Origin of the sequence: Methylobacterium oryzihabitans, from assembly GCF_004004555.2 — a bacterium.
GTDB classification, from domain to species: domain Bacteria; phylum Pseudomonadota; class Alphaproteobacteria; order Rhizobiales; family Beijerinckiaceae; genus Methylobacterium; species Methylobacterium oryzihabitans.
The window spans coordinates 89,745-108,131 of sequence record NZ_SACP01000015.1; the positions used below are offsets into that span (position 1 = coordinate 89,745).

Genomic DNA, 18,387 nt, shown 5'->3' on the forward strand with positions numbered 1-18,387 from the left:
GGCACCTTCCCCCGCAGAGGGGGGAGGGTTGGGGTGGCGCACGAAACACACCGCCCCTCCAACCGGTTGACCCCACCGAAAGGACCCACCCTCCCCCATGCACCTGCTGCGCGTCGATGCGGTGTCCCTCGATGAGGGCGAGGCGGCGGTCGACCTCGACCAGGCGCCCGGCGACGTCGTGGCCCTATCGTTCACCGATTCCGACCTCGCCGGGCTCGCCGCCGCCCATGCCGCCGAGGGCGAGGCCCTGCCGAGCCTGCGCCTCGCCCGGCTCGCGGTGCTGCGCCATCCGATGTCGGTCGACCTCTACGCCGACAAGGTCGTGGCGCGGGCCCGCTTCGTGCTGGTGCGCTGCCTCGGCGGGCTCGATTACTGGCGCTACGGCGTCGAACGCCTCGCCGAGACCTGCCGACGCCACACCATCCCGCTGGCGGTGCTGCCCGGCGACGATCGGCCGGATCCGCGCCTCGACGCCGCCTCGACGGTGGCGCCCGACCTGCTCGCGACCCTCGACGGCTATTTCCGTGCCGGCGGGCCGGACAACCTGCGCCAGTGCCTGCGCCGCATCGCCGCCGAGACCGGCCGGCCGCTGACCGCCGCGCCGCCCCGCGCGCTGCCGCGCGGCTTCGTCTGGTGCCCGGCCTGCGGCCCGGCCGGCGCGATCCCGGCGGCCGCACCCCTGCCCCGCGCCCTGGTCCTCGTCTACCGCTCGGCGGTCCTCGGTGGCGACACGGCGCCCGCCGCGGGCCTCGTCGCCGCCCTGCACGAGCGCGGCCTCGCGCCGGCCGTCGTCGCGGTGTCGAGCCTGAAGGACCCGGAGGCGGTGGCCGCGGTGCGGGAGGCCGTCGCGGTCCACCGGCCCGACGTGATCGTCGCTGCCACCGCCTTCTCGGCCCGCGAGGATGCCGGCTTCGTCCTCGACGCCGCCGGCTGCCCGGTGATTCAAGCATTCTCCGTCGGCGCCCCGCGGGCGGCCTGGGCCGCCTCCGCCCGGGGGCTCGGCGCGGCCGACCTCGCGATGCAGGTCGCGCTGCCGGAATTCGACGGCCGGCTCTCCGGGCACCCGGTCGCGTTCAAGGAGGAGGGCGCGACCCGCGACGGCTTCGCCGAGCGCCGGGCGGTGCCGGACTTCGCCGGCCTCGCCGCCACCGCCGACCGCGCCGCCGCCTGGGCCCGCCTCGCCGGCAAGCCCCGCGACAAGCGCCGCCTCGCCCTGGTGCTGTCGGACTATCCCGCCCGTGGCGGCCGGGCCGGCTACGCGGTCGGCCTCGACACTCCGGCGAGCGCCCGGGCGATCCTCGACCACCTCGCGGCGGAGGGCTTTTCGGTCGCCGACGCGCCCGAACCCGAGGCGCTGATGCGGGCGCTGACCGGGGGCGAGCCCGGCTTTGCCGTGCCGCTCGCCGCCTATCGCGACTGGCTCGACCGCCTGCCGGCGGCCCATCGCGACGCCCTCGCCGCCGCCTGGGGCGCGCCGGAGGACGATCCCGCCTGCCGCGACGGCGCCTTCCGGTTCCGGGCCGTGCGGGCCGGCGCCGTGCTGGTGGCGCTCCAGCCCGACCGCGGCCGCGGCGGCGACCGCAAGGCGGGCTACCACGATGCCGAGGCGGTGCCGGCCCACGCCTACCTCGCCTTCCATCTCGGCCTGCGGGCCGAGGCCGACGCCCTGATCCATCTCGGCACCCACGGCACCACCGAGTGGCTGCCCGGCAAGGCGGTGGCGCTGTCGCCCGGCTGCTGGCCGGCCCTGGCGGTCGGCGCCCTGCCGGTGATCTACCCGTTCATCGTCGACGATCCCGGCGAGGCGGCCCCGGCCAAGCGCCGCCTCGGCGCCGTGACGGTCGGGCACATGACGCCCGAGACCGCCGCCGCCGGGCTCGACCCGGACGCCGCCGCCCTGCGCGAACTGGTGGAAGAGTATTCCGCCGCGACCGTGCTCGACCCGCGCCGAGCCGGACTGATCGCCGAGGGCATCCTCGCCCGCGCCGAGGAGGCCGGGCTGCTGGCGTCGGCCGGCATGTCTCGCGATGCCCCGGTCGAGGACGCGCTCACCGCCCTCGACGCCCACCTGTGCGACCTCGCCGAGGTGACCGGACGCGACGGGCTGCACGTCTTCGGGACGACCGGGCCGGAGGCGTGCGCCGCCGGCGAGCGCGCCGGGCTCGTCGCCGCCCTCGACGGCCGCTTCGTGCCCCCCGGCCCGTCCGGCTCGCCGTCGCGCGGCCGCCGCGACGTGATGCCGACCGGGCGCAACCTCGCGACCCTCGACCCGCGCGCCCTGCCCACCCGCGCCGCCGCCCTGCTCGGCGAGCGCGCCGCCGCGGAGGTGGTGCGGCGCTACCTCCAGGACGAGGGCGAGTATCCGGCCCGCATCGTGATGGACCTGTGGGCCTCCCCGACCCTGCGCACCGGCGGCGAGGATCTGGCCCAGGCCCTCGCCCTGATGGGCGTGCGCCCGACCTGGGACCACGCCTCGACCCGGGTCACCGGCTTCGAGGTGCTGCCGCTCGCCCTCCTCGACCGGCCGCGAATCGACGTCACGGTGCGGGTCTCGGGCGCCTTCCGCGATACCTTCCCGGATGCCCTGGCGCTGCTCGACCGCGCCGCCCGGGCGGTCGCCTCCCGCGAGGAGGAGGACGCCGACAACCCGCTCGCCGCCGCCCGCCGCCGCGGCGAGACGGTGGCACGGGTGTTCGGCGCGGCGCCGGGCCGCTACGGCGCCGGCACCGCCGGCCTCGCCCTCGACGGGGCGTGGGAGCGCCGCGGCGACCTCGCCCGCGCCTATCTCGACGCCACCGCCCAGGCGGCCGGCGACGAGGGCGCCGACTTCGCCGCCCGGGTCGCGGCGGCCGATGCCTACGTCCACGCCTTCGACGCCGCCGAGCGCGACCTCCTCGACGGCGACGCCGCCGCCGACGCCATGGGGGGCTTCGCCGCCGCGGCGGACTCCGCCGGCCGCGCGCCCGCTCTCTACGCCCTCGACACCAGCCGGCCGGAGACGCCCCGCGCCCGCACCGCCCGCGAGGACGTGGCCCGGCTGGTCCGCGGCCGTCTCGCCCATCCGCGCTGGATCGCCGCGCAACTGCGCCACGGCTGGCGCGGGGCCCAGGAACTGGCCCAGGGGCTCGACGCGGTGTTCGTGCTCGCCGCCGCGAGCGACGCGGTGAGCGACGCCGACCTCGACCGGCTCTACGGCGCCTGCATCGGCGACCTCGCGGTGTTCGAGACGATCGAAGCGGCCAATCCCGGCGTCGCCCGGGCGCTCCTCGACCGGTTCGACGACCTGCGCCGCCGCGGCCTGTGGCGCAGCCGGCGCAATTCTTTGGCAGCGCTGGACGAGCGGATGGCACCCTCCGACCTGGGCCGGGAGGCACCTTCCGGCGTCAGCCGGGAGGCGGCGGAATGATTCCCGCGCCTCGCCGCGGCTGGTGCCCCGGCCTCGCCCGGCCGATGCCGACCGGCGACGGGCTGCTGGTGCGGCTGCATCCGCCGGGCGGCGGGCTCACTGCCGCGCAGATGCGCGCGGTCGCGACGGCGGCGCGGGCGGGCGGCAACGGCCTCGTCGACGTGACGGCGCGGGCGAACCTCCAGATCCGCGGCGTGACGCCCGAGAGCCATGCCGGATTGCTCGCCCCGCTGATGGCCGCCGGCCTCGGCGACCGCCGCCACGACGGCGGTCCGCAGCGCCTGACGCTGTCGGGGCCGGCCCATGCCGCCCTGGCGGATGCCGTCGAGGCGGCGGGGCTCGCGGTGCCGGGCCTGCCGGCGAAGACCCTGGTGGTGATCGAGGGGCCGGATCTCGGTTTTCCCGACACCGAGGCGGATCTGCGGCTGCGGGTCGGGCCGGAGGGCCTGTGGTTCGGGCTCGCGGCGGCGGCGGGCGTGGCGTGGCACCGGGCGGCGGCGTTGGAGCCGGCGCTGACGGTCCTGCTGCGCGGCCTCGCGGCGAGTGGGGCTCGGCGGATGCGGGGGCTCGAATCTGGGCAGCGGTACGCGCTGGTCGCGGCGGCCGGGCTGATGGCGAGCGATCCGCCAGCGGCCGGGTTGGGGCTGGTGCCGGGGCTTCATGCAGCGAACAGGGTGCAGGAGACGCGCGGGCTCTCCTCTCCCCGCGGGCGGGGAGAGGGCGACGCCCCCCTTGCCGGGGGCGGCGCGAGCGCGATCCACCAGGATCGTCGCGAGGGTGAGGGGGTGGTTCCGGAGGAGCCTCATCCGGCACCGCCCCCTCACCATCGGGTCGATCCCTCCGGGATCGATGCGCCGCCTCGCTCCGTCGACTGCAAGGTCGCCGGAGCTCTCTCCCCGCAAGCGGGACGAGGAGATGCACGAAGTCCGTCGCATCGATCCACTGCGCCTCTCGGGAGCAGCGATCCCGCGCCTCCCCGGTCGCCCGGCACTACTCTTCTCGCCGCCGAATTCCCCTTCGGCCGCTGCGACGCGGCCCTCCTCGACCGCCTCGCCGGCTGGAGCGAGCGCCACGGCGACCGCCGGGCGTGGCTCACCCCCTCGCGCGGCGTGGTCCTGGCGGCGCGCGACGCCGACCACGCCGACCGCCTCCTCGCCGAGGCCGGCGCCGCCGGGCTGATCGTCTCGGGGAGCGACCCCCGCCGCGCCGTCGCCGCCTGCCCCGGCGCGCCCGCCTGCGGCTCCGGCAGCGTCCCGGCCCAGGCCGACGCGCACCGCCTCGCCGCCGCGCTCGCGGGGGTGATCGGACCCGTGCGGGTCCACGTCTCCGGCTGCCCGAAGGGCTGCGCCCATCCGGGTGCGGCCGACCTCACCCTGGTCGGGATGCCCGGGGGCGCCTATGGGGTGGTGCCCGGCGGCAGTGCCGGGGATCCGCCCGCTCGGGTGCTGCCTTTCGAGGACGTGCTGGAGCGGCTACACAGCGCCGAGCCCGACGAGTGGAGCGGGCGGTTCCGGGAGCCCGCATGAGCACGCGCCTCGACTACATCCGCGACGGCGCGGCCATCTACGCCAAGTCCTTCGCGATCATCCGCAGTGAGGCCGACCTGTCGCGCTTCCACGGCCCCGCCGAGCGGGTGGTGGTGCGGATGATCCATGCCTGCGGCATGACCGACCTGCCCGCCGACGTTGTGGCGTCGCCCGACTTCGCCGAGGCCGGCGAGGCCGCCTTGCGCCGCGGCGCCCCGATCCTGTGCGACGCCCGCATGGTGGCGGACGGCGTCACCCGCGCCCGGCTGCCCGCCGGCAACGAGGTGGTGTGCACCCTGCACGATCCCCGGGTGCCCGACCTCGCCCGCGACCTCGCCACCACGCGGACCGCCGCCGCGATGGAATTGTGGCGCGAGCGCCTGCCCGGCGCCGTCGTGGCGGTCGGCAACGCGCCCACGGCGCTGTTTCGCCTGCTCGAACTCCTCGACGAGGGCGTGGCGCCGCCGGCCGCGGTCATCGGCGTGCCGGTCGGCTTCGTCGGCGCGGCGGAATCGAAGGAGGCGCTCGCCGCCGACGGCCGGGTGCCGTTCGTCGTGGTGCACGGCCGCCGCGGCGGCAGCGCCATGGCGGCGGCGGCGATCAACGCGCTCGCCAGCGAGGCCGAGTGATGGACGCCGCCCCCGACTTCACGCCGCTGGCCGAGGAGGCACCCGCGCCACACCGCGCCGCCGTCACCGGCACTCTCTACGGCGTCGGCATGGGGCCGGGCGATCCCGACTACCTGACCGTCCGGGCGGTGCGGGTGCTGGAGCGCGCCCACCACCTCGTGCATTTCTGCAAGGCCGGCCGGCGCGGCAACGCCCGCACCATCGCGGACGCGGTGGTGCGGGATCCGGCCCGGGAATGGCCGCTGGCCTATCCCTACACCACCGAGATCCCGGCCGATTCGCCCGAATACCTCGCGGCGCTCGCCGCCTTCTACGACGACGCGGCCCAAAAGCTCGCCGACGAGCTCGGCGCCGGGCGCGACGTCGCGATCCTGTCGGAGGGCGACCCGTTCTTCTACGGCTCGTTCATGCATCTGTGGCGCCGGCTCAAGGACCGCTTCCCGGTCGAGGTCGTGCCCGGGGTCACCGGCATGTCGGGCTGCTGGACCCGCGCCGGCACGCCGATCACCTGGGGCGACGACGTGCTCACGGTGCTGCCCGCGACGCTGCCCGCCGCCGACCTCGCCCGGCGCCTGCGCGACACCGACGCCGCCGTGGTGATGAAGCTCGGCCGCCACCTGCCGAAGGTGCGCGGGGCGCTCAAGGAGGCCGGCCTGCTCGCCCGCGCGGTCTATGTCGAGCGCGGCACGATGAAGGGCGAGCACGTCGTGATGCTGGCCGACAAGCCCGACGACGCGGCGCCGTATTTTTCCATGGTGCTGATCCCCGGCGAAGGCCGCCGGCCGTGACCGACGCACCGGCTCCCGGCCGCGGCTGGGTCGCGGTGGTCGGCCTCGGCCCCGGCGATCCGCGCTACCTTACGCCATCCGCTGCCGCGATCCTGGCCGAGGCCGAGGATCTGATCGGCTACTTTCCCTACGTCGCCCGGGTGCCGGAGCGGCCGGGCCTCGTGCGCCACGCCTCCGACAACCGGGTCGAGGTCGAGCGCGCCGCCCACGCCCTCGCGCTCGCCGCCGCCGGCCGCCGGGTCGCGGTGGTGTCGGGGGGCGATCCCGGCGTGTTTGCCATGGCGGCGGCCCTGTTCGAGGCGTTGGAGGCCGGCGACCCGGCGTGGCGCCGGCTGACGATCACCGTCGAGCCCGGCATCACCGCGATGCTCGCCGCGGCGGCGCGGGTCGGGGCGCCGCTCGGCGGCGATTTCTGCGCGATCTCGCTGTCGGACAACCTCAAGCCGTGGGAGGTGGTGACCGCCCGGCTGGAGGCCGTCCTGCGCGCCGGCCTCGTCGTCGCGCTCTACAACCCGATCTCGCGGGCGCGGCCGTGGCAGCTCGGCGCCGCCCTGCGGCTCGCCGCGGAGCATCGCGGATCCGAGACGCCGGTGGTCCTCGCCCGCGCGGTCGGGCGCGACGACGAATCGGTCCGCGTGCTGCCGCTCGCCGAGGCCGCCGACGCCCCGGCCGACATGGCGACCCTGGTCATCATAGGGGCCGAGAGCACCCGGCTGATCCCGCGCGAGGGCGCGACGCCGTACGTCTACACGCCGCGCAGCGTCGAGGCGGCGCGGTGAGCCTCCAGCCAATCGAGAGCCGCGTCCGGCCCGGCCACGGTCGCGACCGCCGGCGGGAGCGGCTGGCGCACGATCACGACCGGCAGGCCGAGCGCCCGCGCCGCCAGGATCTTGCCGTAGGTCGCGGCGCCGCCGGAGTTCTTGGTTACCACCACCTCGACCCGGTGCCGGCGCATCAGCGCGGCCTCGGCCTCGGCATCGAAGGGCCCGCGGGCGGTGAGCGTCGTCAGGTCGGGCACCGGCAGCGCGTCGCCGACCGGCTCGATGGTGCGCACGAGGTAGGCGTGCTGGGGCGCCGCCGCGAAGGCGGCGAGTTCGAGCCGGCCGACGGTGAGAAAAACCCGGCGCGGGTCGTCGCCCAGAGCCGGCACCGCCCCTGCCACGGTCTCGACCTCGTGCCAGCAATCGCCGGGCGCGCACGCCCAGGCCGGGCGGCGGAGCGCCAGGAGCGGCACCCCGGCGGCGGCGCAGGCCGCGGCGGCGTTGTGCGAGATGCGGTTGGCGAACGGGTGGGTGGCGTCGATCACGGCCTCCGCCCGCTCCCGCCGCAGCCAGTCGGCGAGTCCGTCGGCGCCGCCGAAGCCGCCGATGCGGGTCTCGAACGGGGCCGCGACCGGCGCAGCGGTGCGGCCGGCGAGGGACAGGACCGGCGAGAAGCTTGGCCGGCCGGCGAGGCGGCGTACGAGGCCGCTCGCCTCGGTGGTGCCGCCAAGCAGGAGGATGCGCATGGCCGCCTTCTCCCCTGACGGACCGCCTGTGTCGAGGGCGCCGTGGCTGGCGATCGTCGGCATCGGCGAGGACGGCCGCGCCGGCCTGTCGCCGGCCGCCGCCCGGGCGCTCGATGCCGCGACCCTGGTGGTCGGCGGCCGGCGCCATCTCGACCTCGCCGGGCCGCTCGCCGCCGAGACGCTGGCCTGGCCGAGCCCGCTGCACGGAGCCTACCCGACGATCCTCGCGCGGCGCGGGCAGCCGACCTGCGTGCTCGCCACCGGCGACCCGTTCCATTACGGCGTCGGCGCCGACCTCGCCCGGCTGGTGCCGGCACAGGAGTTCATCGGCTACCCGCAACCCTCCGCCTTCAGCCTCGCGGCGTCGCGACTCGGATGGCCGCTGGCGGAGTGCGCCTGCCTCACCCTGCACGGGCGCCGGCTGGAGCGGATCATCCCGCATCTTCAGCCCGGCGCTCGGCTGCTGGCGCTGTCCTGGGACGGCACCACGCCGGGGCAGCTCGCCGCCCTGCTGGCCGCCCGCGGATTTCCGGAGTCGCGCCTCACCGTACTCGAAGCGATGGGCGGGCCGCGCGAGCGCCGCCGCGGCGCCGTCGCCGCCGCCTTCGACGTCGAGGCGGTCGATCCGCTCAACACCGTCGCGGTCGAGGTGGTGGCGGGTCCGGGCGCGCGGGTCGTCCCGCTGGCGCCGGGCATCGACGACGACTGGTTCGAGACCGATGGCCAGCTCACCAAGTCCGAGATCCGCGCCGTCACCCTCGCGGCCCTGCGGCCGCGGGTCGGCCAGACCCTGTGGGACGTCGGCGCCGGCTCGGGCTCGGTCTCGATCGAGTGGTGCCTGCGTCACCCGGCCAACCGGGCCGTGGCGGTCGAAGCCTCGGAGGTCAGGGCCGAACGCATCGGCCGCAACGCCCTCGCGCTCGGCGTGCCGGACCTGACCGTGGTGCGCGGCCGCGCCCCGGAGGCACTGGCGGGGCTGCCCACCCCCGACGCCGCCTTCGTCGGCGGCGGCGTCTCGGACCCGGCGATCCTCGCAGACGTCCTCGCGGCCCTGCCCGCCGGCGGGCGCCTCGTCGCCAACGCGGTGACGCTGGAGAGCGAGGCGGTGCTGCTCGCGGCCTACGCCCGCCACGGCGGCACCCTGCGCCGGCTCAGCGTCGCCCGGGCCGATCCGGTCGGCACGATGCACGGCTGGCGCCCGGCGATGCCGGTGACGCAGTGGGCGCTGACCAAGCCGTGATGGAGGGGCCCGCTCCGTTGCTCGCCCGCACCGCCGCCCCGGAAACAGGCGGCGACCGCGAGGCGGCACCCGGCTGCGACCCGCTCGCCGCGTCCGGCCCTGCCCTGGTGGCGGGGATCGGCTTTCGCCACGCGACCGGGGCGGACGAGATCGTCGCCCTGGTGCGCCGGGCGCTCGACGAGGCGGGCGTCGCGGCCGGGCGCCTGGGCCTCCTCGCCACCGCGGACGACCGCGCCGGCGACCCGGCGATCCGCACGGCCGCGGCGCAGCTCGGGGTGCCGCTGGCCGCGGTGGCGGTCGAGGCCCTGCGCGAAGCCGGCCGCCGCGGCGTCACCCGCTCGGCCCGGATCGAGGCCCTGCGCGGCGTCGGCTCCCTCGCCGAGGCGGCGGCGCTCGCGGCGTCGGGCCCGGGTGGCCGTCTCGTCCTCGCCCGCATCGCCAGTCCCGGCGCCACCTGCGCCCTCGCCGCCTCCGGAGATCCGTCGTGACCGTGCACTTCATCGGCGCCGGGCCCGGCGCGCCGGACCTCGTCACGGTGCGGGGCCGCGACCTCATCGCCCGCTGCCCGGTCTGCCTCCATGCCGGCTCGCTCGTCGCCCCCGAGATCCTGGCGTGGTGCCCGCCCGGCGCCCGGATCATCGACACCGCGCCGCTCGACCTCGACGCGATCACCGCCGAGATCGCGGCGGCGCATGACCGCGGCGAGGACGTCGCCCGGCTGCATTCCGGCGACCTCTCGGTGTGGAGCGCGCTCGCCGAGCAGACCCGGCGGCTCGACGCGCTCGGCATCCCCTACACGGTGACGCCCGGGGTGCCGTCCTTCGCGGCGGCCGCGGCGGCGCTGCGGCGCGAGCTGACGGTGCCGGAGGTGGCGCAGTCGGTGGTGCTCACCCGCACGCCGGGCCGGGCCTCGGCGATGCCGGAGCGCGAGCGCCTCGCCGCCTTCGCGGCGACCGGCGCGACGCTGGCGGTCCACCTGTCGATCCACGTCGTCGAGCGGGTGGTCGCAGACCTGCTGCCGTTCTACGGCGCGGAATGCCCGGCCGCGGTGGTCTACCGCGCCTCCTGGCCCGACGAGCGGGTGCTGCGGGGCACGCTCGCCGACATCGCCGGGCAGGTGGCGCAGGCCGGCATCGGCCGCACCGCCCTGATCCTGGTCGGGCCGGCGCTGGGCGCCGAGGATTTTCGCGAGAGCGCGCTGTACTCTGCGGATTACGACCGGCAGTTCAGGCCGGGTGGAGCGGTGGGACGGCGGGAGTCCTGACTTGGCGTGGTAGCGGGTCGGGGCGTCCATCGGGCTCCGCTGCGTCCCAGCCCTCCCCCCTTTGCGGGGGAGGGTGCACCGCGAATGCGGGGCGGGAGAGGGGACGCCGTTTCCAGAGAGTTCGGGAGCGGTCCGACGGGTGCCACGTCCGGCAGCGTGGTTCCCCTCTCCCGGCTCACTGCGTTCGCCACCCTCCCCCGCAGAGGGGGGAGGGTTCGGATGGGAGCTCCCGCTTCAGTGGGCCCGCGCGATGCTGAACTCCACCGCCTGCAGCAGGGCATCCCGCATCGGCGAGGCCGGGAAGATGTCGAGGGAGCGGCGGGCGAGATCGCCGTAATGGTGGGCGCGGGCGATCGTGTCCTCGAGGGCACGGTGGCGGCGCATGGTGGCGCGGGCGGTCTCGAGGTCGCCGGCGGCCTCGTCGATCTCGCCGCGCTCGAGGCAGCGGCGCCAGAACGCCCGCTCCTCCTCGCTGCCGCGCCGCACCGACAGAACCACCGGCAGGGTGATCTTGCCCTCGCGGAAATCGTCGCCGACGTTCTTGCCGAGGCTGGCGCTGGTGCCGCCGTAATCGAGGGCGTCGTCGATGAGCTGGAAGGCGATGCCGAGATTCATGCCGTAGTCGCGGCAGGCCGCGACCTCGGCGTCGGGGCGGCCGGCGAGGACCGGGCCGACCTCGCAGGCGGCGGCGAACAGCTCGGCGGTCTTGGCGCGGATCACCGCGAGGTACTCGTCCTCGCGGGTCTCGATGTTCTTGGCGGCGGTGAGCTGCATCACCTCGCCTTCCGCGATCACCGCGGCGGCCGAGGACAGGATGTCGAGGGCGCGCAGCGAGCCGACCTCGACCATCATCTTGAACGCCTGCCCGAGCAGGAAGTCGCCGACCAGCACGCTGGCCTGGTTGCCCCACTTGATGCGGGCGGCGACACGGCCGCGGCGCATGTCGCTCTCGTCGACGACGTCGTCGTGCAGCAGCGTCGCGGTGTGCATGAACTCGACGCTGGCGGCGAGCTTGACATCGCCGTCGCGGTTCGCGTCGTAGCCGCAGAGCTGCGCGGTGGCGAGCGTCAGGATCGGCCGCAGGCGCTTGCCGCCCGAGGCGATCAGGTGATTGGCCACCTCCGGGATCATCGTCACGTCGGAGCCCGTGCGCGACAGGATCATCGCGTTCACCCGCTCCATGCCGCCGGCCACGAGGCCCACGAGATCGGTGAGGCTGGCCTCCGAGTCCGCCGGCCGGTCCTGGATGGGAAGAACGACGCCCACGCGCGCGAAATCTCCTTGACGGCGGCCCCCGCCAGCCCACCGGCCCCCTTTGGCACGCGAGCGCCCCCGGCGGCAACACGCAAGCTGCCGCAAGGGGGGCGCCGCGGCCCCCTGCGGTCCTGCATGTGACAGTTGCGCCGATCGCTGCTTTAAGGTTGCAGCCATGATCGAGCTGATCCGCTCCAACGACCTCGTGCTGATGGGCTTCGTCGAGTCGCTGCTCGAGGGCGCCGCCATTCCGGTCCTCGTGGCCGATCGCCACATCAGCGGGCTGGAGGGCATGACCGGCGCCTTCCCGCGCCGCCTCCTGGTGCCGGCGGATCACGAGCGGCAGGCCCGCCGCCTGCTCACCGAGGCCGGGCTGGCGCACGAGCTGCGCGATGCCCGGACATCCTGACGCGGACCCGCCGGCCGAATCCTGGCTCGGCGGGCGCCTGCGCCTGTGCCAGCCCGCCCGGGGCGGCCACCGGGCCGGCACCGACGCCGTGCTGCTCGCCGCCTTCGCGGGGCCGCCGGCCGAGGGGACGATCTGCGACCTCGGCGCCGGCACCGGCGCGGCCGGCCTCGCCGCCGCCCTCGACCGGCCCGGCTGCCGCCTCGTGCTGGTCGAACGCGACCCGGAGGCGGCGGCGCTCGCCCGCGCCAACCTCGCGATCAACGGACTGGCCGACCGCGGCCGGGTGATCGAGGCCGACATCCTCGCCCCGGGGCGCGCGCGGCGCGCGCGGGGCCTGGAGCCGGAGACGGCCGACCTCGTCCTCACCAACCCGCCGTTCTTCGAGGCCGGGACGCACCGGGCCTCGCCGGTCGCCGCCAAGGTGTCGGCCCATACCTTCCCGGCGGGCGGGCTCGATTCGTGGCTGCGGACCTGCGCCGACGTGCTGCGCCCGCGCGGCCGGCTGGTGCTGATCCACCGCGCCGACGCGCTGCCGGCCTGCCTCGCCGGGCTGGAACGCCGCTTCGGCGGGGTCGGCGTGCGGCCGGTGCAGCCGCGGGCCGGGGCGCCGGCGACCCGGGTGATGATCGCCGCGGTCAAGGGCAGCCGGGCCGGCTTCAGCCTGGAGGCGCCGCTGGTGCTGCACGGCCCGGACGGCCGCTTCACCGCCGAGACCGAGGCGCTGCACCGCGGCGTGGTCAGCCGCTGAGGGTCAGGGTGGCGAAATCCGCCATCGTGCCGTCCGGGGTCAGGCCGCGCATCAGCGCCTCGATGCGATAGCCCGAGTCGGTCGGCGACACGGTGTAGAGGTGGTAGCCGGCGCCGTGCTTGAACGCGCGGCCATGCGCCGCGGCCGAGGCCGAGGGCGCGCCGACCACCGGGATGCGCCGCCCGCGCGGTCCCATCAGGAAGGCGATCGACCCGACGTGGTTGTGGCCGTGCAGGACGAGGTCGGCGCCGGCCCGGCCGATCATCGCCTCGAAGGCGGCGGCGTCGGTGAGCTGGCGCCCGGGCTTGGCGCCGCCGACATGGGGCGGGTGGTGGATCATCACCACCCGGCACGGTGCCGGGGACTCGGCGGCGAGCCCGGCCAGCATCCGCTCCGCCGCGGCGAGTTGCCGGCGTCCGAGCCGCCCGGTGGCGACGAAGGGCGCGGTCGGGATCGCCGAGGACAGCCCGACCAGCGCCACCGGCCCGCGCCGGCGCAGGTACGGAAACGCCTTCGAGGCGCCGGCGTCGTCCCGGGTCCAGGCGCCGACCGCCTGGAGCAGCCCGTCGAGGGAGCCGCGCACGTAGGCGTCGTGGTTGCCGGGCACGAAGCTGACCTGCCCGGGATCGCCGAGCAGTTCCATGAACAGCCGCGCGGTCTCCCACTCGCTCGGCAGGCCGATGTTGCACAGGTCGCCGGTGCAGGCGACGTGGTCGGGCGCCAGCCCCTGCATGTCGGAGACCAGGGCCGCGAGCACGTCCATGTCGTGCCCGAGGCGCCGGCCGCGGTTCCAGTTGACCCAGCCGGTGGCGCGCTTGCTCAGGAGCTGGCGCAGGCGGGGGCGGGAGATCGGCCCGACATGCGGGTCGGTGAGGTGGGCGAGGCGGAACATCGGATCGGCAACGCGCGGGAAGCGCCCCGGTTGTGCGGGCCGGGTGCCGGCCGCTCGCTCCGGCTTACGGGCGGGGACGGCGGCGAGTCCACCCTCACGCGCTCCCGATCGCCACGCCCGCGAGCAGCACCAGGGCACCGCCGAGCACCACCTGGAGGGTCGCGCGCCAGAACGGCGTCTCCATGTAGCGGGTGCGGATGGTCGAGATCACCAGCAGTTCCACCGCCACCACCAGGGCCGCCAGCACCGTGGCGATCCAGAAGGCGTTGGGCCAGGAATCGGGCACGAGGTAGGGCAACGTGTGGCCGAGGCCGCCGAGCGCCGTCATCGCACCGCAGACGAGCCCGCGCATCGCCGGCGATCCGCGCCCGGTGATGCTGCCGTCGTCCGACAAGGCCTCGGTGAAGCCCATGCTGATGCCGGCGCCGACCGAGGCGGCGAGGCCGACCAGGAAGGTCTGCCCGTTGTTGTGGGTGGCGAAGGCGGCGGCGAAGAGCGGCGCCAGGGTCGAGACCGAGCCGTCGATCAGTCCGGCGAGGCCGGGCTGGACGTAGCGCAGCACGAACAGCCGCGACTGCGCCTGCGCCTCGCTGGCCGTCGCCGCCTCGGTGAGATGCAGGGCGGCGAGGTCGCCGGCCCGGCGACCATGGTCGCGCTCGGCCGCCGCGAGGCCGAGATACAGGTCGCGGATGCCGAGGTCGCGGCTGAGCGAGGCCGCCCGGTCGTAGAAGGCGGCGTTGCGGGCCTCCATCGCCTCGGCCTCCCGGCGCATCCCTGCGAGGTCGAGCCCCGCCCACCACAGCGAGTGCCGGCGCGGGAAGCCGCTCACGTCCTCGCGGCGGATCGGCGGCAGGTGCTCGCCGAACCGTGCGCGATAGGCCGCCGCCAGCGCGTCGCGGTGTCCGCGCTCCTCGGCCGCCATCCCGGCGAACAGGGCCGCCGACCCCGGGAACTCCGCCCCGAGGTCGTCGGCGAAGGTCTGGTAGATGCGCGAATCCTCTTCCTCGCTCGCGATGGCGAGGGCGAGCACCTCGCGCTCGCCGAGATCGGTCAGTCCGGGCATGGCAATCTCCTTGGAATGGTTCCAATCTATTATCTGGAACGATTCCAAACAAGACCCGGTGGCCCCCGTCCGGCCACAGTTGCGTCCCACCCCCGGACGGCGCATGAGGCGCCGGGATCCGCGGACCACGCCCGCCGGTCGGACGGGGGCGACCCGGCCGGGCCGGGCCTCGCCGCCGGAGCCCGGCGCGGCTCGGGACCGGCCATCACGACAAGAGTTTCGATGAGCGTCTTCAAACGCATCGGCCGCAGCCGCGCGGCCCAGGAGAGCCTCGGCTTCCTCGGAGCGAGCTATCTCAAGCTCGTGCGGCACACCAACCGCTTCGATCTCGACCCGCCCGACGCCTACGAGCGGGTTTCCCCACTCAGTCCCTTCATCGCCGCGATGTGGCACGGCCAGCACCTGATGGTGCCGTTCGTGCGCCGGCCGCAGGACCGCGTCGCCACGATGGTGTCGAGATCCGCCGATGGCGGGGTCAACACGGTGGTCCTGCGCCGGATGGGCGTGCGGGTGATGCGCGGCTCAGGGGCCCGGCGCGCCAGCGACGTCTGGTCGAAAGGCGGCATCCCGGCGCTGCGCGGCTGCATCAAGGCGCTGGCCGACGGCGAGAACGTCGCCTTCAGCGCCGACGTGCCGAAGGTGTCGCGCCGCTGCGGCGAAGGCATCGTGATGCTGGCGCGCATCTCCGGCCGGCCGGTGGTGCCGGTGGCGGTGCAGACCACCCGCTACCTGCAATTCGACAGTTGGGACCGGGCCAGCCTCGGCCTGCCCTTCGGTCGCGGCGTCATGGCGTTCGGCGAACCGATCACCGTCGCGCGCGACCTCGACGCCGACGGGCTGGAGGCGGTCCGGCTGGCGATCGAGGCCGGGCTGAACGCGGTCCACGCCCGCGCCTTCGCCCGCGTCGGGCGCGAGGATCCGGTCCGGGGCCGGCGACCGGCCGTGGAGCCGCAGCGGTGAGCCGCCGCCCGCTGCCGGCGCTGCTGCACGCCTACCATTACGGGCTGATCGCCGCCGAGCCGGCGCTCGCCGGGCTGCTCGCCTGGCGCCGGCGGCGCGGCAAGGAGGACCCGGGTCGGCTCGGCGAGCGCACCGGCCGTCCCGGCCGCCCGCGGCCCGCCGGCCCGCTGGTCTGGGCGCACGGCGCCAGCATCGGCGAGGCGCTGTCGCTGCTCGGCATCGTCGAGGGCCTGACCCGGCGCGGCTTCACGGTGCTGGTCACCTCCGGCACCCGGACCTCGGCCGAAATGCTGGCACCGCGGCTGCCGCGGGGCGCCCTGCACCAGTTCGTGCCCCTCGACGCGCCGCGCTACCTCGCCCGCTTCCTCGACCACTGGCGCCCGGACTTCGCCGTGGTGGCCGAGTCCGAGATCTGGCCCAACACCATCATGGCGCTCGACCGGCGGGAGGTGCCGCTGATCCTGGTCAACGGGCGGATGTCGGAGCGCACCGCCCGGGGCTGGGCCCGCCTGCCCGGCGTCGCCGGGGCGCTGCTGTCGCGGATCGCGGTCTGTCTCGCCCAGACCGCCGAGGAGGCCGAGCGCTTCGCCCGGCTCGGGGCGCCGCGGGTCTCGGTCGGCGGCAACCTCAAGTTCGACGCCGCGCCGCCCCCGGCCGACCCGCAGGCCCTGGACCAGCTCGCCGGCCTCGTCGGCACCCGTCCGCTCTGGCTCGCCGCCAGCACCCATCCGGGCGAGGAGGCGGCCCTGTTCGCGGCGCACCGCAGCCTCGCCGGGCGGATCCCCGGCCTTCTCACCATCGTGGTGCCGCGCCATCCCGACCGCGGTGCCGGCATCGCCGAGCAGGCGGAGGCAGCCGGCCTGCGCCCGGCGCGCCGGGCGGCGGGCGGGCTGCCCGGCGAGCGGGTCGACGTCTACGTCGCCGACACCATCGGCGAACTCGGGCTGTTCTTCCGCCTCGCCCCGGTGGCGTTCATGGGCGGCTCGCTGGTGCCGCATGGCGGCCAGAACCCGATCGAGCCGGCCCGCCTCGGCTGCGCGGTGCTGTACGGCCCGCATGTCCGCAACTTCGCGTCGGTCTGCGCGGCGCTGGAGCGCGGCGGCGGCGCCCGCCGGGTCCGCGACGGCGCCGACCTCGCCCGCACGGTCGGCGAGCTTCTCGCCGACCCGGCCCGCGCGCGCGCGATGGCGCAGGCGGGCGCCGAGGCGGTGGCGACCGGGGCCGGCGCGGTCGAGCGCGCGCTGGCGGCGATCGAGCCGTTCATCTGTCAGATGAAGCTCGCCGGGCGGTTCGGCGCGTGATATGAAATCCGGAAGATCCCTTCCGGATTTCATATCACCAGCCCGCGCGGCGCTTGAGCGAAGCTGAAATCCGCATTGCGAAGCAATCAGTCGGATTTCGTATGAGCCTGCGCCCGCCCGGCTTCTGGTGGCACGACACCCCCGGCCCCGCCGCGCGCCTCCTCGCCCCCCTGGGCCGGCTCTACGGCGGCCGCGTCGCCCGCCGCATGGGCCGTCCCGGCGTGATCGGTCCGGTGCCGGTGGTGTGCATCGGAAACTTCACCCTCGGCGGCGCCGGAAAGACCCCGACCGCCCTCGCGGTGGCGGCGATGCTGCGCGCGATGGGCCAGAACCCGGCCTTCCTCAGCCGGGGCTACGGCGGGCGCCTGCCCGGCCCGGTGGCGGTCGATCCGGCCCGGCACGGGCCCGACGCGGTCGGGGACGAGCCGCTGCTCCTCGCCCGGGCCGGGCCGGCGGTGGTCGCCCGCGACCGGGTGGCGGGGGCGGCCCTGTGCGCGGCGCTCGGCGCCGATGTCGTCGTGATGGACGACGGGTTGCAGAACCCGGCACTGCGCAAGGACCTCGTCCTCGCGGTCGTCGATGCCGCGACCGGCGCCGGCAACCGGCTGAGCTTTCCGGCCGGGCCGCTGCGGGCGCCGCTTCCCGCGCAATGGCCGCACGTCTCGGCGCTGGTGGTGATCGGCGACGGCGAGCCCGGCGAGCGGCTGGCGCGGGAGGCGGCGGGCCGCGGCCTGCCGGTGCTGCGCGCCGCCCTGGTGCCCGACCTGGAGGCGGCTGCGGCCCTGCGCGGGCGCCCGGTGCTGGCTTTCGCGGGGATCGGCCGCCCGGAAAAATTCTTCGCGACGCTGGCGGAGGCCGGGGCGGACCTGCGGCGGACCCGCGCCTTCGCGGACCACCATCGCTTCACCGCGCCCGAGATCGCCGGCCTCGTGGCCGAGGCCCGGCGCGACGGGCTCGCTCTCGTCACCACCGAGAAGGACCGGGTGCGCCTGCCGGCGGATCTCGCCGTGGCGGCGCTGCCCGTCACCCTCGCCTTCGCCGAGCCGGACCGCCTGCGGGCGTGCCTGTCCGACTCAGCCCTGGGCGCCTGATCCCTCGCGCAGGCGCACCATCACGGCCTCGGGATTGGCATAGGCCTCCTGGCGGGCGACGCTCCAGTAGCGCAGCTCGTCGAGGGGAATCTCGGCGCCGGTGACGCCGCAGCGCACGAACCGGCCCGGCCGCACCACCCGCAGGTTGCTGTCGCCGTACTCCACCACCGCCTCGCCGCCGTTGCCGCCCCGATCGTAACGCCCGAGCATCGCTCCACCCCGTCGCCGCTGTCGTGCGGCCGGTCTACGGGCCCGGTGCCGGCTTGTCGACACGGCCTTGCGGGCGACGCTTGATGCCGGGCGCGAGGA

The 18,387-nt window shown here is 76.1% G+C and carries 18 protein-coding genes; 13 read left to right on the top strand and 5 right to left on the bottom strand.

Annotation, left to right across the window (positions count from 1 at the left end; all coding sequences use genetic code 11):
• Positions 1-97 precede the first annotated feature (97 nt).
• The 5 genes from cobN to cobJ are packed head-to-tail and all read left to right on the top strand — an operon-like array spanning position 98 to position 7,128.
• Positions 98-3,406, top strand: coding sequence for a cobaltochelatase subunit CobN (cobN, locus tag EOE48_RS16245; protein ID WP_127730956.1), 3,309 nt, complete (start codon positions 98-100; stop codon positions 3,404-3,406).
• The gene (locus tag EOE48_RS16250) at positions 3,403-4,932 is read left to right on the top strand and encodes a nitrite reductase (protein WP_127730958.1); all 1,530 of its coding nucleotides are present in this window, start codon (positions 3,403-3,405) and stop codon (positions 4,930-4,932) included. Before cobN ends, EOE48_RS16250 begins: the two co-directional genes overlap by 4 nt.
• Positions 4,929-5,561, top strand: a complete 633-nt coding sequence (locus EOE48_RS16255; protein ID WP_127730960.1) for a precorrin-8X methylmutase — start codon at positions 4,929-4,931, stop codon at positions 5,559-5,561. Before EOE48_RS16250 ends, EOE48_RS16255 begins: the two co-directional genes overlap by 4 nt.
• Complete coding sequence (locus EOE48_RS16260; RefSeq protein ID WP_127730961.1) at positions 5,561-6,349, top strand: precorrin-2 C(20)-methyltransferase; 789 nt, start codon at positions 5,561-5,563, stop codon at positions 6,347-6,349. Before EOE48_RS16255 ends, EOE48_RS16260 begins: the two co-directional genes overlap by 1 nt.
• Complete coding sequence (gene cobJ / locus EOE48_RS16265) at positions 6,346-7,128, top strand: precorrin-3B C(17)-methyltransferase (RefSeq protein WP_127730962.1); 783 nt, start codon at positions 6,346-6,348, stop codon at positions 7,126-7,128. Before EOE48_RS16260 ends, cobJ begins: the two co-directional genes overlap by 4 nt.
• On the opposite strand, the gene EOE48_RS16270 is transcribed toward cobJ, so the two are convergent.
• On the bottom strand, positions 7,095-7,856 hold the full coding sequence (locus EOE48_RS16270) for a cobalt-precorrin-6A reductase (RefSeq protein ID WP_127730964.1): 762 nt from the start codon (positions 7,854-7,856) through the stop codon (positions 7,095-7,097). The genes cobJ and EOE48_RS16270 overlap by 34 nt on opposite strands.
• Here EOE48_RS16270 and cbiE point away from each other — a divergent pair.
• From cbiE to cobM, 3 genes are all read left to right on the top strand, one after another.
• Positions 7,855-9,096 carry a precorrin-6y C5,15-methyltransferase (decarboxylating) subunit CbiE gene (gene cbiE / locus EOE48_RS16275; RefSeq protein ID WP_127730966.1) on the top strand — a complete coding sequence of 414 codons (1,242 nt, stop codon included), beginning with the start codon at positions 7,855-7,857 and terminating at the stop codon, positions 9,094-9,096. The two genes, EOE48_RS16270 and cbiE, sit on opposite strands and share 2 nt — an antisense overlap.
• A 104-nt stretch (positions 9,097-9,200) precedes the next feature.
• Positions 9,201-9,584 (top strand): cobalamin biosynthesis protein, encoded by a 384-nt coding sequence (locus EOE48_RS16280; protein WP_246154513.1) that lies wholly within the window; start codon positions 9,201-9,203, stop codon positions 9,582-9,584.
• A complete protein-coding gene (gene cobM / locus EOE48_RS16285) occupies positions 9,581-10,360 on the top strand; it encodes a precorrin-4 C(11)-methyltransferase (protein ID WP_127730970.1) in 780 nt (259 codons plus the stop codon). Before EOE48_RS16280 ends, cobM begins: the two co-directional genes overlap by 4 nt.
• 234 nt (positions 10,361-10,594) lie before the next feature.
• Here the strand turns inward: cobM and EOE48_RS16290 are convergent, their stop codons facing one another.
• Complete coding sequence (locus tag EOE48_RS16290; RefSeq protein WP_127730972.1) at positions 10,595-11,626, bottom strand: polyprenyl synthetase family protein; 1,032 nt, start codon at positions 11,624-11,626, stop codon at positions 10,595-10,597.
• Between the two features lie 163 nt (positions 11,627-11,789).
• On the opposite strand from EOE48_RS16290, the gene EOE48_RS16295 reads away from it, so the two are divergent.
• Positions 11,790-12,023, top strand: coding sequence for a putative signal transducing protein (locus EOE48_RS16295; protein WP_127730974.1), 234 nt, complete (start codon positions 11,790-11,792; stop codon positions 12,021-12,023).
• On the top strand, positions 12,007-12,771 hold the full coding sequence (locus tag EOE48_RS16300) for a tRNA1(Val) (adenine(37)-N6)-methyltransferase (RefSeq protein ID WP_127730976.1): 765 nt from the start codon (positions 12,007-12,009) through the stop codon (positions 12,769-12,771). Before EOE48_RS16295 ends, EOE48_RS16300 begins: the two co-directional genes overlap by 17 nt.
• Here the strand turns inward: EOE48_RS16300 and EOE48_RS16305 are convergent.
• Both EOE48_RS16305 and mbfA read right to left on the bottom strand, forming a co-directional pair.
• Positions 12,761-13,663 carry a metallophosphoesterase family protein gene (locus EOE48_RS16305; protein ID WP_127730978.1) on the bottom strand — a complete coding sequence of 301 codons (903 nt, stop codon included), beginning with the start codon at positions 13,661-13,663 and terminating at the stop codon, positions 12,761-12,763. The two genes, EOE48_RS16300 and EOE48_RS16305, sit on opposite strands and share 11 nt — an antisense overlap.
• Positions 13,664-13,757: 94 nt before the next feature.
• Positions 13,758-14,726, bottom strand: a complete 969-nt coding sequence (gene mbfA, locus EOE48_RS16310; protein WP_127730980.1) for an iron exporter MbfA — start codon at positions 14,724-14,726, stop codon at positions 13,758-13,760.
• 222 nt (positions 14,727-14,948) lie between these two features.
• Here mbfA and EOE48_RS16315 point away from each other — a divergent pair, with 222 nt between their 5' ends.
• The 3 genes from EOE48_RS16315 (at position 14,949) to lpxK (ending at position 18,078) form a co-directional block, all read left to right on the top strand.
• Positions 14,949-15,686 carry a lysophospholipid acyltransferase family protein gene (locus EOE48_RS16315; RefSeq protein WP_127730982.1) on the top strand — a complete coding sequence of 246 codons (738 nt, stop codon included), beginning with the start codon at positions 14,949-14,951 and terminating at the stop codon, positions 15,684-15,686.
• Positions 15,683-16,987, top strand: coding sequence for a 3-deoxy-D-manno-octulosonic acid transferase (locus EOE48_RS16320; RefSeq protein WP_127730984.1), 1,305 nt, complete (start codon positions 15,683-15,685; stop codon positions 16,985-16,987). The genes EOE48_RS16315 and EOE48_RS16320 overlap by 4 nt, the downstream gene beginning before the upstream one ends.
• A 107-nt stretch (positions 16,988-17,094) precedes the next feature.
• Positions 17,095-18,078 (top strand): tetraacyldisaccharide 4'-kinase, encoded by a 984-nt coding sequence (gene lpxK / locus EOE48_RS16325; protein WP_127731099.1) that lies wholly within the window; start codon positions 17,095-17,097, stop codon positions 18,076-18,078.
• Here the strand turns inward: lpxK and EOE48_RS16330 are convergent.
• The gene (locus tag EOE48_RS16330) at positions 18,061-18,288 is read right to left on the bottom strand and encodes a DUF2093 domain-containing protein (RefSeq protein ID WP_127730986.1); all 228 of its coding nucleotides are present in this window, start codon (positions 18,286-18,288) and stop codon (positions 18,061-18,063) included. The two genes, lpxK and EOE48_RS16330, sit on opposite strands and share 18 nt — an antisense overlap.
• Between the last annotated feature and the right edge of the window lie 99 nt (positions 18,289-18,387).

Bases quoted from the DNA above. Each gene is read 5' to 3' on its own strand.
- cobN (WP_127730956.1), top strand. From the start codon at position 98: ATGCACCTGCTGCGCGTCGATGCGGTGTCCCTCGATGAGGGCGAGGCG.
- EOE48_RS16250 (WP_127730958.1), top strand. From the start codon at position 3,403: ATGATTCCCGCGCCTCGCCGCGGCTGGTGCCCCGGCCTCGCCCGGCCG.
- EOE48_RS16255 (WP_127730960.1), top strand. From the start codon at position 4,929: ATGAGCACGCGCCTCGACTACATCCGCGACGGCGCGGCCATCTACGCC.
- EOE48_RS16260 (WP_127730961.1), top strand. From the start codon at position 5,561: ATGGACGCCGCCCCCGACTTCACGCCGCTGGCCGAGGAGGCACCCGCG.
- cbiE (WP_127730966.1), top strand. From the start codon at position 7,855: ATGGCCGCCTTCTCCCCTGACGGACCGCCTGTGTCGAGGGCGCCGTGG.
- EOE48_RS16270 (WP_127730964.1), bottom strand. From the start codon at position 7,856: ATGCGCATCCTCCTGCTTGGCGGCACCACCGAGGCGAGCGGCCTCGTA.
- EOE48_RS16295 (WP_127730974.1), top strand. From the start codon at position 11,790: ATGATCGAGCTGATCCGCTCCAACGACCTCGTGCTGATGGGCTTCGTC.
- EOE48_RS16300 (WP_127730976.1), top strand. From the start codon at position 12,007: ATGCCCGGACATCCTGACGCGGACCCGCCGGCCGAATCCTGGCTCGGC.
- EOE48_RS16305 (WP_127730978.1), bottom strand. From the start codon at position 13,663: ATGTTCCGCCTCGCCCACCTCACCGACCCGCATGTCGGGCCGATCTCC.
- mbfA (WP_127730980.1), bottom strand. From the start codon at position 14,726: ATGCCCGGACTGACCGATCTCGGCGAGCGCGAGGTGCTCGCCCTCGCC.
- EOE48_RS16315 (WP_127730982.1), top strand. From the start codon at position 14,949: ATGAGCGTCTTCAAACGCATCGGCCGCAGCCGCGCGGCCCAGGAGAGC.
- EOE48_RS16330 (WP_127730986.1), bottom strand. From the start codon at position 18,288: ATGCTCGGGCGTTACGATCGGGGCGGCAACGGCGGCGAGGCGGTGGTG.